This is a genomic window from Streptomyces synnematoformans, from assembly GCF_039531005.1.
GTDB classification, from domain to species: domain Bacteria; phylum Actinomycetota; class Actinomycetes; order Streptomycetales; family Streptomycetaceae; genus Streptomyces; species Streptomyces synnematoformans.
Window position 1 is genome coordinate 1 of record NZ_BAAAPF010000164.1, and the last position, 15,878, is coordinate 15,878.

Annotated in this window: 13 protein-coding genes and 1 pseudogene; 2 read left to right on the forward strand and 12 right to left on the reverse strand. The window is 72.9% G+C overall.

What is annotated here, in order from left to right; all coding sequences use genetic code 11:
* The 10 genes and pseudogenes from ABD317_RS22245 to ABD317_RS22290 form a co-directional block, all read right to left on the reverse strand.
* Positions 1–641, reverse strand: a pseudogene (locus ABD317_RS22245) (endolytic transglycosylase MltG); the annotation flags it as partial.
* A 78-nt stretch (positions 642–719) separates the two neighbouring features.
* Positions 720–1,184, reverse strand: coding sequence for a Holliday junction resolvase RuvX (gene ruvX / locus ABD317_RS22250; protein WP_027757235.1), 465 nt, complete (start codon positions 1,182–1,184; stop codon positions 720–722).
* A gap of 28 nt (positions 1,185–1,212) precedes the next feature.
* Entirely contained in the window at positions 1,213–3,882 is a 2,670-nt protein-coding gene (alaS, locus tag ABD317_RS22255; RefSeq protein WP_344291701.1) for an alanine--tRNA ligase, read from the reverse strand.
* A complete protein-coding gene (locus ABD317_RS22260) occupies positions 3,882–4,232 on the reverse strand; it encodes a DUF6167 family protein (protein ID WP_027757233.1) in 351 nt (116 codons plus the stop codon). Before ABD317_RS22260 ends, alaS begins: the two co-directional genes overlap by 1 nt.
* A 6-nt stretch (positions 4,233–4,238) precedes the next feature.
* Complete coding sequence (locus ABD317_RS22265) at positions 4,239–4,679, reverse strand: DUF948 domain-containing protein (RefSeq protein ID WP_037784272.1); 441 nt, start codon at positions 4,677–4,679, stop codon at positions 4,239–4,241.
* A 255-nt stretch (positions 4,680–4,934) separates the two neighbouring features.
* Positions 4,935–5,546 carry a 30S ribosomal protein S4 gene (rpsD, locus tag ABD317_RS22270; protein ID WP_027757231.1) on the reverse strand — a complete coding sequence of 204 codons (612 nt, stop codon included), beginning with the start codon at positions 5,544–5,546 and terminating at the stop codon, positions 4,935–4,937.
* 158 nt (positions 5,547–5,704) lie between these two features.
* Positions 5,705–7,105, reverse strand: coding sequence for a replication-associated recombination protein A (locus ABD317_RS22275; RefSeq protein WP_344291702.1), 1,401 nt, complete (start codon positions 7,103–7,105; stop codon positions 5,705–5,707).
* A gap of 34 nt (positions 7,106–7,139) precedes the next feature.
* Positions 7,140–7,781 carry a vitamin K epoxide reductase family protein gene (locus ABD317_RS22280; RefSeq protein WP_027757229.1) on the reverse strand — a complete coding sequence of 214 codons (642 nt, stop codon included), beginning with the start codon at positions 7,779–7,781 and terminating at the stop codon, positions 7,140–7,142.
* Between the two features lie 229 nt (positions 7,782–8,010).
* Positions 8,011–9,297: a histidine--tRNA ligase gene (gene hisS / locus ABD317_RS22285; protein WP_344291703.1), complete on the reverse strand. Its 1,287-nt coding sequence runs from the start codon at positions 9,295–9,297 to the stop codon at positions 8,011–8,013.
* Complete coding sequence (locus ABD317_RS22290; RefSeq protein WP_027757227.1) at positions 9,294–10,013, reverse strand: MBL fold metallo-hydrolase; 720 nt, start codon at positions 10,011–10,013, stop codon at positions 9,294–9,296. The genes hisS and ABD317_RS22290 overlap by 4 nt, the downstream gene beginning before the upstream one ends.
* Positions 10,014–10,202: 189 nt before the next feature.
* Between ABD317_RS22290 and ABD317_RS22295 the strand changes: the two genes are divergently transcribed.
* Both ABD317_RS22295 and ABD317_RS22300 read left to right on the forward strand, forming a co-directional pair.
* A complete protein-coding gene (locus ABD317_RS22295; RefSeq protein WP_344291704.1) occupies positions 10,203–11,054 on the forward strand; it encodes a peptidylprolyl isomerase in 852 nt (283 codons plus the stop codon).
* Between the two features lie 228 nt (positions 11,055–11,282).
* Positions 11,283–12,512, forward strand: coding sequence for a DUF349 domain-containing protein (locus ABD317_RS22300; RefSeq protein ID WP_344291705.1), 1,230 nt, complete (start codon positions 11,283–11,285; stop codon positions 12,510–12,512).
* A gap of 60 nt (positions 12,513–12,572) precedes the next feature.
* Here ABD317_RS22300 and ABD317_RS22305 read toward each other — a convergent pair whose 3' ends face one another.
* A complete protein-coding gene (locus tag ABD317_RS22305; RefSeq protein ID WP_344291707.1) occupies positions 12,573–15,068 on the reverse strand; it encodes a RelA/SpoT family protein in 2,496 nt (831 codons plus the stop codon).
* A gap of 152 nt (positions 15,069–15,220) precedes the next feature.
* Complete coding sequence (locus ABD317_RS22310; RefSeq protein WP_037784396.1) at positions 15,221–15,763, reverse strand: adenine phosphoribosyltransferase; 543 nt, start codon at positions 15,761–15,763, stop codon at positions 15,221–15,223.
* Between the last annotated feature and the right edge of the window lie 115 nt (positions 15,764–15,878).

The window sequence follows — 15,878 nt, forward strand, 5'->3', positions numbered from 1 at the left end:
TCGCCGGCACGCCGGCCGCCGCGGCGGCGGTCGCCGCGGAGGTGGTCGCCGTCGTCGTCGCCGGGGTCGCCGTCGTCGAAGAAGGGGTGGCCGTCGTGCTCCGGCCGGCGGGAGGCAGGGTCCCAGTCCTCGCGGGCGCGGGGGCCGCCCGGCCCCGGCTGCCCCGGCTGCGGCCGGTGCGGCTGCTGCTGCGGCTGCGGCTGCTGGTGCTGACCGGGCTGCTGGTGGTGCCCGGGCTGCTCGTAGTCGCCGGGCTCCCGGTACTCGCCGGGCCCCTGGTAGTGGCCGGGGTGCTGCTGCCCGGGCTGCTGGTGCGGCTGCGGCCGGCGCGGATGCGGGTCCGGCGGCGGGTAGGCGTCCGGCGTGCCGTAGTAGTCGGGTTGCGGCGCGGGCGCGCCGTAGGGGTCGACCAGCGGCATCCCGCCGCCGGTGGTGTCCCAGCCGCCGGGGTACTGCGGCGTCTGGCCCGGGTCCCAGGAGGACTGCGGCTGCTCCTGGTAGTAATGCTGCTGCGGCTGCTGTCCCCCGTAGTGGTGGTGCCCGGTGCCGGGCTGCCCTTCCGACCAGTCCTGGGGCCCACCGTAAAGGCTGTCGTCGGGCTGCCAGGGTTGGGAGCCGGGGTTTTGGCCGTAGTCAGTCATCAGTCCCCTATGCCGCGTGACCGCCGGTGCGTTTATACGACGGGTGCCGTGTCCGCGCGGAACGTTACCGTATCGCGATCACATAGCCACTTCGACGCTCTCGCCCGGCGCGACCCCTGACGCCCGTTCGGCTTCCAGCGCACTCTGGAGGATGACGACCGCCGCCACCTGGTCGACCACCGATCGGCCCCGGCGGCTCGACATCCCGGCCGCACGCAGGTTCTGCGAGGCCGTCACCGTGGACATGCGTTCGTCGACGAGCCGCACGGGCACGGGGTGGACGCGTCGCGCCAGCTTCTCGGCGAAGCCGCGCACCCTGGCGGCGGCCGGGCCCTCGCCGCCGTGCAGCGAGCGCGGCAGGCCGACGAGCACCTCCAGCGGTTCGTACTCCTCGGTGAGCGCGGCCAGCCTGCGGTACGCCGCCGGCAGGTCCCGGCCCGGCACGGTCTCCACGGGCGTGGCGAGGACCCCGTCGGGGTCGCAGGACGCGACCCCGATACGGGCGTCCCCGACGTCGACCGCCAGCCTGCGCCCGCGGCGCATCACCCGGCCCTCCGGCTGCCGCCGCGCATCAGGCGGCGGCCTCCGCCACGCCCCGCTCCACGGCGGCCACGGCCTCGCCGACGGCCTGCGGGTCCTGCCCGCCGCCCTGGGCGATGTCCGGCTTGCCGCCGCCTCCGCCGCCGAGCGTCTTGGCCGCCGTACGCACCAGGTCGCCGGCCTTCAGCCCGCGCTCGCGTGCGGCCTCGTTGGTGGCGATCACGGTGAGGGGACGACCGGCCGCGACGGAGAAGAGCGCCACGACGGCCGGCCGGTCGCCGGGGATCCGGCCGCGTACGTCCAGGACGAGCCTGCGCAGGTCCTCGGCCGCGGTGCCGTCGGGCACCCGGGCGGCGACGACGGCGACGCCGCGCACGTCCCCGGCGCCCTCGGCGAGGCCGGCGGCGGCCTGCAGCACCTTCTCGGCGCGGAACTTCTCGATCTCCTTCTCCGCGTCCTTCAGCCGGGCGAGCATGCCGGAGATCCGCTCGGGCAGCTCCTCCGGGCGGCCCTTGAGCAGCTCGGTGAGCTGGTGGATCACGGTGTGCTCGCGGGCGAGGAAGTGGTACGCGTCGACGCCGACCAGGGCCTCCACCCGGCGCACGCCGGCGCCGATGGAGGACTCGCCGAGCAGCTTGACGAGGCCGAGCTGGGCGGTGTTGTGCACGTGCGTGCCGCCGCACAGCTCTTTGGAGAAGTCGCCGATGGTGACGACGCGGACCCGGTCGCCGTACTTCTCGCCGAACTCGGCGAGCGCGCCCTGCTTCTTGGCGTCCTGCATCGACATGACCTCGGCGTGCACGTCGAGTTCGCGCGCAAGCACCTCGTTGATCTTCTGCTCGACGTCCCCGAGGACGCCGTTCGGCACGGCGGCGGGCGCGCCGAAGTCGAAGCGGAAGCGGCCCGGGGCGTTCTCGGAGCCGGCCTGGGCGGCGGTCGGGCCGAGGGCGTCGCGCAGCGCCTGGTGGGTGAGGTGGGTGGCGCTGTGGGCGCGGGCGATGGCGCGCCGCCGGCTCACGTCGATGACGGCCTGCGCGGGCTCGCCGACGGTGACCTCGCCGACCTGGACGACGCCCTTGTGCACGCTGACGCCGGGCACGGGCTGCTGGACGTCGCGGATGTCGACCACGGCGCCGGACCCGAGCCGGATCCGCCCGGTGTCGGCGAGCTGGCCGCCGCCCTCGGCGTAGAAGGGGGTGCGGTCGAGGATGACCTCGACCTCGTCGCCCTCGGTGGCGGCGGGCGCGCCCACCCCGCCCACCAGCAGGCCGACGACGGTGGACTCGGACTCGGTCCGGGTGTAGCCGGTGAACTCGGTGGCGCCGGCGGAGTCGGCGACCTCGCGGTAGGCGGACAGGTCGGCGTGGCCGGTCTTCTTGGCGGCGGCGTCGGCCTTGGCCCGCTCCCGCTGCTCCTTCATCAGCCGCCGGAAGCCGTCCTCGTCGACCGTCAGCCCCTGCTCGGAGGCCATCTCCAGGGTGAGGTCGATGGGGAAGCCCCAGGTGTCGTGGAGCAGGAACGCCTTGTCGCCGGGGAGCACGCCGGAGCCGGCGGCCCTGGCCTCGGAGACGGCGGTGTCCAGCACGTTGGTGCCGGCCTTGAGGGTCTTGAGGAAGCGGGCCTCCTCGGCGAGCGCGACGGACTCGATGCGCTTGCGGTCGGCGATCAGCTCCGGGTACTGCTCGCCCATGGTGCGGATGACGACGTCGACCAGCTCGCCGACGACGGGGCGGTCGGCGCCGAGCAGCCTCATGTTGCGCACGGCGCGGCGCATGATGCGGCGCAGCACGTAGCCGCGGCCCTCGTTGCCGGGGGTGACGCCGTCGCCGATGAGCATGACGGAGGCGCGCATGTGGTCGGAGACGACGCGCAGCGAGACATCCGAGTGGTCGGCGGCGCCGTAGCGCACGCCGGTCAGCTCCCCGGCCTTGTCGATCACGACGCGCGAGGTGTCGATCTCGTACATGTTGTGCACGCCCTGCAGGATCATCGCCAGCCGCTCAAGGCCGAGGCCGGTGTCGATGTTCTGCTGCGGGAGGTCGCCCAGGATGGGATAGTCCTTGCCCGCGCCGGGGCCGCGGACGTACTGCATGAAGACCAGGTTCCAGATCTCCACGTAGCGCTCGTCGTTGACGGCGGGGCCGCCCTCCTCGCCGAACTCGGGGCCGCGGTCGTAGCTGACCTCGGAGCAGGGGCCGCAGGGACCGGGCACGCCCATGTCCCAGTAGTTCTCCTCCTTGCCCAGGCGCTGGATGCGCTCGGGGGGCACGCCGACGACCTCGCGCCAGATGCGCTCGGCCGCGTCGTCGTCCTCGTAGACCGTGATCCACAGGCGCTCGGGGTCCAGTCCGTAACCCCCGGCTTCCTGCGGGGTGGTGAGCAGCTCCCAGGCGAGGGTGGCGGCGCCCTCCTTGAAGTAGTCCCCGAAGGAGAAGTTGCCGCACATCTGGAAGAACGTGCCGTGCCGGGTGGTCTTGCCGACCTCGTCGATGTCGGGGGTGCGGATGCACTTCTGCACGCTGGTGGCGCGCTTGTACGGCGGGGTGGCCTCGCCGAGGAAGTACGGCTTGAAGGGGACCATGCCCGCGTTGATGAGGAGCAGCGTGGGGTCGTCGGCGATCAGCGACGCCGACGGCACGACGGTGTGCCCACGCTCTTCGAAGAAGCGCAGCCAGCGGCGGCGGATTTCGGCCGACTCCATCAGTGGTCCTCTTTCAGGTTGCGATTGCGGTGGTGCGGGTTGCGGTCGTTCGGCCGGCGGCGTCCGGCCTTCCGTTCGAGCTGGGCCTTGACGCGCCGCCCCGGCAGTTCCGCCGGGCGGCTGCGGGGGCTGAGCCCGAGGGCGTCGTTGAGCTGGTCCTCACGCTCGGCCATGGCGGCGCGGACGTCGCGGGCGAAGAGCAGGGCGCGCCGGCCGGTGTCGACGGCGCGGTTGGCGGCCGTGGCCGCGATGCCCTCCGGGGTGACGCGGCGCATCGCCCGCTGTGCCCTGAGGGTGGCCCAGACGCCGGTGGCCGCACCGGTCGTGAACCAGAAGGTCCGACGGAACAATGCTACTCAGCCCTTTCTGCGCCTGGCGGAAAAGCCCCGGCGAGCGGCGGGCACCCGGGCGTTAGCGACGATCACGTCGCCGTCGTCGTCCCCGGCCGCGCCCCGGTTCCGGCCGAGCGCGCGGCGCACCCCGTACCCGAACGCGGCCACCTTCACCAGCGGCCCGCCGAAGGCGGTGGAGACGGTGCCGGACAGCGCCGAGGCGTTCGCCGTGACCTCCTGGACGTCGGAGGCGATGGCGTCGACCCGGGCCAGCTGGGTGTTCGCCGAGCGGACGGTGGCGCCGGCGTCGGAGAGCAGCGGGACGGCCTCCTCGGTCACGCGCGTGACCAGCTCGCCCGCGGCGCGGAGCGTCTGCGCGAGCCGGAACAGGGCCACCGCGAGGAACGAGACCAGGATGGCCCAGAAGACGGCCACGAGGATGCCGGCCACCTCTCCACCGGACACGTTGCACCGCTCCTTCGGGACGGGGGTTTGCGCTGCCGCAGGCAGGGTCCGACCCTATCGCGCCGGACCGACAGTGCCGTACCGGATTAGCGTCCGTGCACAGGGGAGTTGCGCGGGCCGATTGTACGTTGCGTGTATCTGCGCGTACGTTCCGTGCCCCCGGCGCCGGGCGCGGCGGGGCGTACGAAACCCCCGGCCGCGGTGGACCGGGGGCGGAGCGGGGCGCCGCCACCGGGGGCCGCCGCAGGGGGCTCGTCAGCGGGCGTAGTACTCCACGACGAGCTGCTCATCGCAGACGACGGGGATCTCGCGGCGGTTCGGGTCGCGGTCCAGGCGGAAGGCGAGGGCCGGCAGGTTGACCTCCAGGTAGCGGGGGGTCTCGCCGTCCGGGGCGTAGCCGCCCTCGCGCGCGACCTGGAAGGGGTACTTCTCGCGGCTGCGCTCGCGGACCGTGACCACGTCGCCGGGGCGGACCCGGAAGGACGGCTTGTCGACCTTCCGGCCGTTGACCGCGATGTGGCCGTGCACGACCATCTGCCGGGACTGGTAGACGGTCCGGGCCAGCCCGGCGCGGAGGACCAGGGCGTCCAGGCGCCGCTCCAGCTCGACGATCAGCGCCTCACCGGTCTTGCCCTGCACCTTGCTGGCCCGCTCGTACGCCCGGACGAGCTGGCGCTCGCTGAGGTCGTACTGCGCGCGCAGGCGCTGCTTCTCAAGCAGCCGCACCTTGTAGTCGCTGGTCTGCTTGCGGCCGCGGCCGTGCATGCCGGGCGGGTACGGGCGGTTCTCGAAGTACTTGGCGGCCTTCGGGGTGAGCGGGATGCCGAGGGCCCGCGACTTGCGGACCTTGGGGCGCGGCTGGTTCACGCGGTTCCGTCCTCCTCAGAGAAAGTTAGGCAAGGCTTACCTTAAGCGATTGTCGGGCTCGTGCGCGACAACCTGGGGGAACGCTCTGAAGAATTCGGGCATTCCCGGCGACCGGGCGCCGTGATCCGCGTCACCCGCCGCCCGTCGCACGCCGGACCTCAGTCCCCCGCGCCGCCGCCCCGCCCCGGCCCGTCCTGCCGGGCGGTGCCGGCCAGCCGCTCCCGGACCCGCTCGACGACCTCGGCGTACCGCGCCTCGGCCCCGTACCGCGTGGGTTCGTAGTACCGCCGGCCGGCGAGGGCGTCCGGGGCGTACCGCTGGGCGGCGATGGCGCCGGGGACGTCGTGCGGATACACGTACCCCTGCGCGTGGCCCAGCTTCTCCGCGCCCTTGTAGTGCCCGTCGCGCAGGTGCGCCGGCACCGGGCCCGCCCGGCCGGCCCGGACGTCGTCCATCGCGGCGCCGATGGCCTTCGTCACCGCGTTGGACTTCGGGGCCAGCGCGAGCGCCACCGTGGCGTGCGCCAGCGTCAGCGCCGCCTCCGGGAAACCGATCATGGCCACCGCCTGGGCCGCCGCGACCGCCGTCTGCAGCGCCGAGGAGTCGGCAAGACCGATGTCCTCGCTGGCGGAGATCATCAGCCGCCGGGCGATGAACCGCGGGTCCTCGCCCGCCTCGATCATGCGCGCCAGATAGTGCAGCGCGGCGTCCACGTCCGAGCCGCGCACGGACTTGATGAGGGCGCTGGCCACGTCGTAGTGCTGGTCGCCGTCCCGGTCGTACGCCACGGCGGCGCGGTCCACCGCCGCCTCCAGCGTCGGCAGCGACACCTCCGGCTCGCCCTGCGCCAGCGCCGCGCCCGCCGCCGCCTCCAGCGCCGTGAGCGCCCGGCGCGCGTCGCCGCCCGCGATCCGCAGCAGGTGCTCCTCGGACTCCGCCGGCAGCGTCACCGCGCCGCCCAGCCCGCGCTCGGCGGTGACCGCCCGGCGCAGCAGCCCGCGCACGTCGTCCTCGCTGAGCGGCTCCAGCGTGAGCAGCAGCGAGCGGGACAGCAGCGGGGAGATGACGGAGAAGTACGGATTCTCCGTGGTGGCCGCGATCAGCGTCACCCAGCGGTTCTCCACCGCGGGCAGCAGGGAGTCCTGCTGGGCCTTGCTGAAGCGGTGGATCTCGTCGAGGAAGAGGACGGTCTCCTCGCCGTACCCCCCGGTGGCGCGGCGGGCGCCCTCGATGACCGCGCGGACCTCCTTGACGCCCGCGGTGATCGCGGACAGCTCCACGAAGCGCTTCCGGGTGGCCTGGCTGACCACGTACGCCAGTGTGGTCTTGCCGGTGCCGGGCGGACCCCACAGCAGCACGGACGCCGGACCCGCCGGCCCTCCCCCACCCCCGGCGCCCTCGCCGACGAGCCGGCGCAGCGGTGCGCCGGGCCGCAGCAGGTGCTGCTGCCCCACGACCTCGTCGAGGGTGCGCGGGCGCATCCGGACGGCCAGCGGAGAGCTGCCGGGATCCTTCTCCCGGCGCTCCTCGGCCGCGGCGGTGAACAGGTCGGGCTCCACGCTTCCCGAGCCTATGCCACGGGACCGACAGCGCTCAGAGGAGCGTCTTCCAGTACGACCACCAGCGGATGCCGATCAGGATGAGCAGGGTCCCGTACCAGAGGACCGGCACCACCCAGTTGAACTCCAGCACCGCCTCGCGCACCCGCGCCGAGACCGGGAAGACGCCGGTCTTGACGTTGTGCACGGTGGTGTACCAGAAGATCAGGATCGTCACCGCCCAGACCAGGCAGCACCACAGGCACAGCGAGCCGATCTTGTACAGCGAGGAGTACTGGAGGAAGGAGACGAAGCCGACGCCGAAGAGGGAGCCCGCCCACAGGCCCGTCCACCACCAGCGCCGGTGCCGGCCGCCGGCCAGCAGGCCGACGCCGATCACGACGAGCATCGGGAAGGCGACCCAGCCGACGAACGGGTTCGAGAACCCGAACACCGACGCCTGCCAGCTCTTCATGATGTTGTTGCACGACAGCACCGGGTTGAGGCTGCAGGCCGAGACGTAGTTCGGGTCCTCCAGCAGCTTCATCTTGTCGTGCGTGATCACCGCGGACGCCACCACGCCCAGCGTGCCGCAGACGATCAGCAGCCAGGCGAACGGTCGGCTCGCCCCGATCAGTCCGGACTCGGGCGGTTCCTCGTGCCGGGGCGGGGCCGTTCTGGTCGCGGTCGTGGTCATCTCGCTGCTTCCGTGGGCTCGGGTCGGTGGCGGCACCTCGTGGTTCGGTGGCGGCACCTCATTGTGCCGCAACGCCGGGCGATCGGGCACCGGTGCGCCCGGGAACAGCCGGTCGGCCACGGCCGTACACCGGCAGGGGGCAACGATGCCCGACCACGCATTCGACCAGCGTAAATCCACCCGTCACCGGGCCACCGCGGAAGTCGGCCGCGGGGGTCGGCCGCGGGAGTCAGGCGAGCAGCCCCCGCAGCTCGTCCACGACCGCCGCCAGCGCGACCGGCCGCTGCTCGCCGCTGCCGAGGTCCTTCAGCTGCACGACGCCCTCGTCGAGATCCCGCTCGCCGGCGACCAGCGCGAAGCGGGCGCCGGAGCGGTCGGCGGACTTCAGCGCGTTCTTCAGCCCCTTGCCGCCGAACGCGAAGTCGGCCGCGACCCCGGCCCGGCGCAGCTCGGTGACCACGCCGAACAGCGTCCTGCGGGCCCGCTCGCCGAGGGCCGCCGCGTACACGTCGGTGGCCGCGGGCAGGTCCAGCTCCACGCCCTCGGCCGCCAGCGCCAGCACCGTGCGGTCCACGCCCAGCGCCCAGCCCACCGACGGCAGCGCGGGGCCGCCGATCATCTCCGACAGGCCGTCGTAGCGGCCGCCGCCGCCGATGGCGGACTGCGCGCCGAGGCCGTCGTGGGCGAACTCGAAGGTGGTGCGCGTGTAGTAGTCGAGGCCGCGGACCAGCCGGGGGTCGTCCTCGTAGGCGACGCCGGCCGCCGTCAGCAGCTCGCGCACCTGCTCGTGGTACGCCTTGCACGCCTCGCACAGGTGGTCGCGCATCAGCGGGGCGGCGTCGAGCTGCGCCCGGATCTCGGGGCGCTTGTCGTCGAGGACCCGCAGCGGGTTGATCTCGATCCGCTCGCGGGTGGGCCCGTCGAGGTCGAGGCCGCGCAGGAAGTCCTGCAGCGCGGTGCGGTACGCGGGCCGGCACTCCCGGTCACCGAGGGAGTTGAGCAGCAGCCGGAAGCCCGTGAGCCCCAGCGCCCGGTAGCCGTCGACGGCCAGGACGATCAGCTCCGCGTCGAGCGCCGGGTCCTCGGCGCCGATGGCCTCGGCGCCGACCTGGGAGAAGTGCCGGTAGCGGCCCTTCTGCGGGCGCTCGTAGCGGTAGTACGAGCCGGAGTACCAGAGCTTGACCGGCAGGTTGCCCTGCTTGTGCAGGTTGTTCTCCAGCGCGGCGCGCAGCACGGAGGCGGTGCCCTCGGGGCGCAGCGCCAGCTCGTCGCCGCCCCGGGTGGTGAGGGTGTACATCTCCTTGGTCACGATGTCGGTGGACTCGCCGACGCCGCGGGCGAAGAGCCGCACGTCCTCGAAGCCGGGGGTCTCGACGTAGCCGTAGCCGGCGCGGCGTGCGGGCGCGGCGAACGCCTCGCGGACGGCGAGGTAGGCCGCGGAGCGCGGCGGGATCAGGTCGTAGGTACCCCGGGGGGCCCGGAAAGCCGGTGAAGTGGTCACGGGGAGTGTCGTCACATTCGTCGTCGTGGGCGGAGCGGGGCGGCCGTGCCGCCCGCCGGCCCGGCGGCCGGCTCCTGCAGGAAGGGGTTGCCGGCGCGCTCGCGGCCGATGGTCGTCTGAGGGCCGTGCCCGGGCAGCACCACGGTCGAGTCGTCGAGCGGCAGGCACACGCGGGCCAGCGACCGGAGGATCTCGTCGGCGTCGCCGCCGGGCAGGTCGGTGCGTCCGATGGAGCCGGCGAAGAGCAGGTCGCCCGAGAAGAGGACCTGCGGCACGTCCGGCTGCTCGGGCAGCCGGAAGGTCACCGACCCCTCGGTATGGCCGGGCGCGTGCGCGACGGTGAGGTTCAGCCCGGCCAGCTCCAGCTCGGCGCCGTCGGCCAGCTCGGCCACGTCGTCCGGCTCCCCCACGGTCAGGTCGCCGAGCAGCGGCGCGCCGACGGCCATGCCAAGGGCCTTCTCCGGCTCGGCGAGCATGTACCGGTCGGCGGGGTGGATCCAGGCGGGCACGTCGTGCGCGCCGCAGACCGGGATCACCGAGGCGACGTGGTCCAGGTGCCCGTGGGTGAGCACGACCGCGACCGGCTTGAGCCGGTGCTTGGCGACCGCCTCCGCGACGCCGTCCGCCGCCCGGTGCCCGGGGTCGACGATCACGCACTCCTCGCCCGCGGCCGGGGCGAGGAGATAACAATTGGTGCCCCATGCGCCCGCGGGGAACCCGGCAATGAGCACGATCGTCCTTCACCTGTCGGTTGTCGTCGGCTGTGGTGCCGCGGGGCACCGCGCGGCCGGCGGAGCCCGGAATTGCGGCCGTTCCGAGACTACCGGCGCTCCTCATCCGGCAGCGAATCGATATACGGTACGGCACACGGAATTCCGGTCCACGAACGCGTGTGGCAGCGACTCGAGGGAGAAGACGCGGTGGTCAGCAAGGACCAGCGGAGGCGGCAGCTCGCCCGGGAGAAGTACGAGCGGCAGCAGCGCAGGCGCGCCGACCGCAGGAAGCACAACCGGAAGCTCGCGGCGATCATCGCCGCCCCGCTGGTGGTGGTGATCACAGCCGTCACAGTCGCGGCGGCCACCGGCTTCGGGTCGGGTGACGACGACGAGAAGAAGGACGACGCCGCGGCGCCGAGCGAGAGTGCGGAGAAGCCACACGACCCCTGCGGCAAGCCGGAGAAGGGCAAGGCGTCGAAGAAGACGTGGAAGAAGGAGCCGAAGCTCGACATCGACGAGTCGGCGACGTACACGATGACGCTCTCGACGACCTGCGGCGACATCGGCATCGAGATGGACGCGGGCAAGGCGCCGCACACCGTGAACAGCATGAACTTCCTGGCCGGCGAGGGCTACTTCGACCACAGCCCGTGCCACCGGCTGACCGGCGAGGAGTCCGGCATCTTCGTGCTGCAGTGCGGCGACCCCGCCGGCACCGGCCAGGGCGGCCCCGGCTACACGATCCCGGACGAGAACCTCAAGGACAAGCGGGTCAAGGGCGGTACGTACCCCGCGGGCACCGTGGCGATGGCCAACACCGGCCAGAAGGACTCCGGCGGCAGCCAGTTCTTCCTGGTCTACGAGGACAGCCCGCTGCCCCCGAACTACACGCCGTTCGGCACGATCACCGACGAGGGCATGTCCACCGTCAAGATGATCGCCGAGGCCGGCGCCCAGCCGCCGGACCAGACCGGGAGCACCGCCCCGAACGCGACCGTGGTCATCAACAAGGCCACGGTCACCAAGGGCACCGAGGAACAGGAGAAGGACCACTGAGCCCCGGTGCCGCCCCCGCCGTTACGTGATTGGTCTCGCGCGGGATGCGGACAGCCGGCCCGCCGTTCGCCTATGTTGGCGTTGTGCAGGTGCGGGGGTGCCGGCGGCAGTCGCTTCGCCCGCCGCCGGATCGGCCGGATCCGGTACCCCATCCCCCTTCCGGCCGCAGACAACTGTGGACGACGCCGCCGGGCTGCCGGGCCAGCGGGCGTCATGTGAGGAGGCGCTGTGAGCAGCGACCCATGGGGCCGGGTCGACGAGACGGGCACCGTGTACGTGCGTACCGCCGACGGCGAACGAGTCGTCGGCTCCTGGCAGGCGGGCTCGGCCGAGGAGGCGCTCGCCTACTTCAAGCGCAAGTACGAGGGCCTGGTCGTGGAGATCGGCCTCCTTGAGCGCCGGGTGCAGACCACCGACCTGTCCGCCAAGGACGCCACCGCCGCCATCGACCACCTGCGCGAGCAGGTGTCCGCGGCGCACGCGGTCGGCGACCTCGACGCGCTGGCGGCCCGGCTGGACCGGCTGGTGGAGGCCGTGGCCGCCCGCCAGGAGGAGCGCAAGGCCGCCAAGGCCAAGCACCAGGTCCAGGTACGCGAGGCCAAGGAGGCGGTCGTCGCCGAGGCCGAGGACCTGGCGCGGAGCGAGCAGTGGCGGGCGGCGGGCGAGCGGCTGCGGGAGCTGGTGGAGACCTGGAAGGGCCTGCCCCGGCTGGACCGCAGGAGCGACGACGAGCTGTGGCACCGCTTCAGCCACGCCCGCTCGGCGTTCTCCAAGCGCCGCAAGGCGCACTTCGCGTCCCTCGACGCCCAGCGCGAGGAGGCCAGGCGGCGCAAGGAGAAGCTGGTGGAGGAGGCGGAGTCGCTCTCCGGCTCCCGCGAGTGGGGGCCGACGGCCGCCCGCTACCGCGAGCTGATGGCGGACTGGAAGGCCGCGGGCCGCGCCCAGCGCGACCAGGAGGAGGACCTGTGGGCCCGCTTCCGCGGCGCCCAGGACGTCTTCTTCCAGGCCCGCAGCGAGGTCTTCGCCGAGCGCGACCACGAGCAGCGGGAGAACCTCACGCGCAAGGAGGAGCTGGTCGCGGAGGCGGAGAAGCTGCTGCCGGTGACCGACCTCAAGTCCGCCAGGGGCGCCTTCCGCTCGATCAACGAGCGGTGGGAGGCCATCGGGCACGTACCGCGCGACGCCCGGGCGAAGATCGAGGCCCGGATGCACGCCGTGGAGCGCGCCCTCGGCGATGCGGAGGAGACCGAGTGGCGCCGTACGAACCCGGAGGCGCGGGCCCGCGCCGAAGGGCTGACGGGGCAGCTGCAGGACGCCGTCGACAAGCTCCACCGGCAGATCGAGCAGGCCCGGGCGCAGGGCAACAACGCCAAGGCCGACAAGCTGGCCCGGGAGCTGGAGGGCCGGCAGGCGCTGCTCGACCAGGCGCTCAAGGGCCTGCGCGAGTTCGGCGGCTGAGGCCCGCCGCAGCCGTACGTGCCGAAGGCCCCGCCGGGCGGCGGGGCCTTCGCCGTGTGCTCAGTTGTTGCGGGCTGAGGTGACCCGGTACACGTCGTAGACGCCCTCCACCTTCCGTACCGCCTTCAACACGTGCCCCAGGTGCTTCGGATCGCCCATCTCGAAGGTGAAGCGCGAGGTGGCCACCCGGTCGCGGGAGGTCTGCACGGCGGCGGACAGGATGTTCACGTGCTGGTCGGACAGCACACGCGTGACGTCCGAGAGCAGCCGGGACCGGTCCAGCGCCTCCACCTGGATGGCGACGAGGAACACCGACGACTGCGTCGGCGCCCACTCCACCTCGATGATCCGCTCGGGCTGCTGCGACAGCGACTCGACGTTGACGCAGTCGGCACGGTGCACGGACACGCCCTTGCCGCGGGTGACGAAGCCGATGATCGGGTCGCCGGGCACCGGCGTACAGCAGCGGGAGAGCTTCACCCACACGTCGTCGACGCCCTTGACGATCACACCGGGGTCGTTGGCCGCCCGCCGCTTGCGGGTGCCGGGCAGCGGCGGGGCGGTCTCCTCGATGTCCTCGGTGGCCGCCTCCTCGCCGCCGAGCGCCTGCACCAGCTTCTGGACGACGTTCTGCGCGGAGACGTGGCCCTCGCCGATCGCCGCGTAGAGGGCGGAGATGTCCGGGTAGCGCATCTCGTGCGCGATGGTGACCAGGGAGTCGCCGGTGAGGATGCGCTGGATCGGCAGGTTCTGCTTGCGCATCGCCCGCGCGATGGCGTCCTTGCCCTGCTCGATGGCCTCGTCGCGGCGCTCCTTGGAGAACCAGGCGCGGATCTTGTTGCGCGCGCGGGGCGACTTGACGAAGTTCAGCCAGTCCCGGGAGGGACCCGCGCCGGGCGCCTTGGAGGTGAAGACCTCGACGGTGTCGCCGTTGTCGAGCGCGGACTCCAGCGGTACGAGCCGGCCGCCGACGCGGGCCCCTATGGTCTTGTGCCCGACCTCGGTGTGCACGGCGTACGCGAAGTCGACGGGGGTCGCGCCGGCGGGCAGGGCGATCACGTCGCCCTTGGGCGTGAAGACGAAGACCTCGTTGCGGGAGAGGTCGAAGCGCAGCGCGTCGAGGAACTCGCCGGGGTCCTCGGTCTCCTTCTGCCAGTCGATCAGCTGGCGCAGCCAGGCCATGTCGTTGACCTGCTCGGACCTGCTGCCCTTGCGGGTGCCGGCGCCCTGCTGGCGGGTGGCGCCGCCGGTGGCCTCCTGCTTGTACTTCCAGTGCGCGGCGATGCCGTACTCGGCGCGGCGGTGCATGTCGAACGTGCGGATCTGCAGCTCGACGGGCTTGCCCTCGGGCCCGATGACCGTCGTGTGCAGCGACTGGTACATGTTGAACTTGGGCATCGCGATGTAGTCCTTGAACCGTCCGGGGACGGGGTTCCACCGCGCGTGGATGGTGCCCAGCGCCGCGTAGCAGTCGCGGACGGAGTCGACGAGGACGCGGATGCCCACCAGGTCGTAGATCTCGGCGAAGTCGCGGCCGCGCACGATCATCTTCTGGTAGACGCTGTAGTAGTGCTTCGGGCGGCCGGTGACGGTCGCCTTGATCCGGGCGCTGCGCAGGTCCTGCTGCACCTCGTCGATGACGACGGCCAGGTACTCGTCCCGCTTGGGGGCGCGCTCGGCGACCAGCCGGACGATCTCGTCGTACATCTTCGGGTAGAGGATCGCGAAGGCGAGGTCCTCCAGCTCCCACTTGATGGTGTTCATGCCCAGCCGGTGGGCCAGCGGGGCGTAGATCTCCAGCGTCTCGCGCGCCTTCTGCTCCTGCTTCTCGCGGCGCAGGTAGCGCATGGTGCGCATGTTGTGCAGCCGGTCGGCGAGCTTGATCACCAGGACCCGGGGGTCCTTGGCCATGGCGACGACCATCTTGCGCACGGTCTCCGCCTGCGCGGCCTCGCCGAACTTGACCTTGTCCAGCTTGGTGACGCCGTCTACCAGCAGCGTCACCTGGTCGCCGAAGTCGCGGCGCAGGTCGTCGAGCCCGTACTCGGTGTCCTCCACCGTGTCGTGCAGCAGCCCCGCCATCAGCGTAGCGGGGTCCATGCCCAGCTCGGCCAGGATCGTGGTGACGGCCAGCGGGTGGGTGATGTACGGGTCGCCGCTCTTGCGCTTCTGGCCGCGGTGCCAGCGCTCGGCGACCTGGTAGGCGCGCTCTATCTGGCGCAGCGTGGCGGTGTCGGCCTTCGGGTCGTTCCCGCGCACTATCCGCAGCAGCGGCTCCAGCACCGGGTTGTACGGGCTCTGCCGCTGCACGCCGAGGCGCGCCAGCCGGGCCCGTACCCGGCTGGGCGAGCCGCCGCGGCCGGCCTGCCCGGCGCCGTGGCCCGAGGCGGGCTCGACGCGCGCGCGGGCGGCGGGCTGGGCACGCCCGTCCGTCGGCGCGGTACGACGGCCCGACCCGTTCTCCGCTGCCCGCGCGGGCAGCGGGCGGCCCGCCGCGCCGGGCTGCCGCTGCTTCTCGGGCGGCGCGGCGGTGGACCGATGAGCCTCGTCTGGCAAGAGCACTCCTTGACGGTGGACGGCCCACGGGGAGATCCCCGGAACTGCCATGGTATCTGCCACCCGGTCCACACCACCCGGCGACCACCGCACCCGGCCCCCGACGGGGTGGATAACCCCAGGTCAAAGGGGCCGGAGAGGGCTCAGCGGGGTCAGACGGTGACGAGGGCGGCGAGCGGAGCGCCGTCGAGCGCCCGTTCGACGCGCGTCCGGCCCGCCAGGAAGCCCAGCTCCAGCAGCACGGCGAGGCCGGTGACGGTGCCGCCGGCCCGCCGGATCAGCTGCACCGACGCCTCCGCGGTGCCGCCGGTGGCCAGCACGTCGTCGATGACCAGGACGCGGTCCCCGGGCTGCAGGGCGTCGGCGTGTATCTCGATCTCCGCGGTGCCGTACTCCAGGTCGTACGCCTGCCCGAGGGTGCCGCCCGGGAGCTTGCCCGCCTTGCGTACGGGCACGAAGCCGATCCCCGCGCGCACCGCCACCGGCGCGCCCAGGATGAAGCCGCGCGCCTCCAGACCGACGACCTTCTGCGCGTCCTGCTCCCGGCAGATCTCGGTGAGCGCGTCCGTGAGCACGGAGAACGCCTTGCCGTCGGCCAGCAGCGGGGTGATGTCCTTGAACATCACGCCCGGCTTCGGGTAGTCCGGCACGTCCTGGATCCGGCTGAGGAGCAGTTCCCTGCTTCCGTCGGGCATGTTCACCGCCGCTTGCCTCCCGACCGGCCGCCGCGGCTGCCGGAGGCCCGCCCCCGGCCGCGCTGCCGGGACACCGGCTGCTGCCGGCGGCCCGGGGCCCGCGGCGGGCCGGCGG

What these genes read in the sequence shown, in the direction of transcription:
- ruvX (WP_027757235.1), bottom strand. Translation starts at nt 1,184, where the DNA reads ATGCGCCGCGGGCGCAGGCTGGCGGTCGACGTCGGGGACGCCCGTATC.
- alaS (WP_344291701.1), bottom strand. Translation starts at nt 3,882, where the DNA reads ATGGAGTCGGCCGAAATCCGCCGCCGCTGGCTGCGCTTCTTCGAAGAG.
- ABD317_RS22310 (WP_037784396.1), bottom strand. Translation starts at nt 15,763, where the DNA reads ATGCCCGACGGAAGCAGGGAACTGCTCCTCAGCCGGATCCAGGACGTG.
- ABD317_RS22280 (WP_027757229.1), bottom strand. Translation starts at nt 7,781, where the DNA reads ATGACCACGACCGCGACCAGAACGGCCCCGCCCCGGCACGAGGAACCG.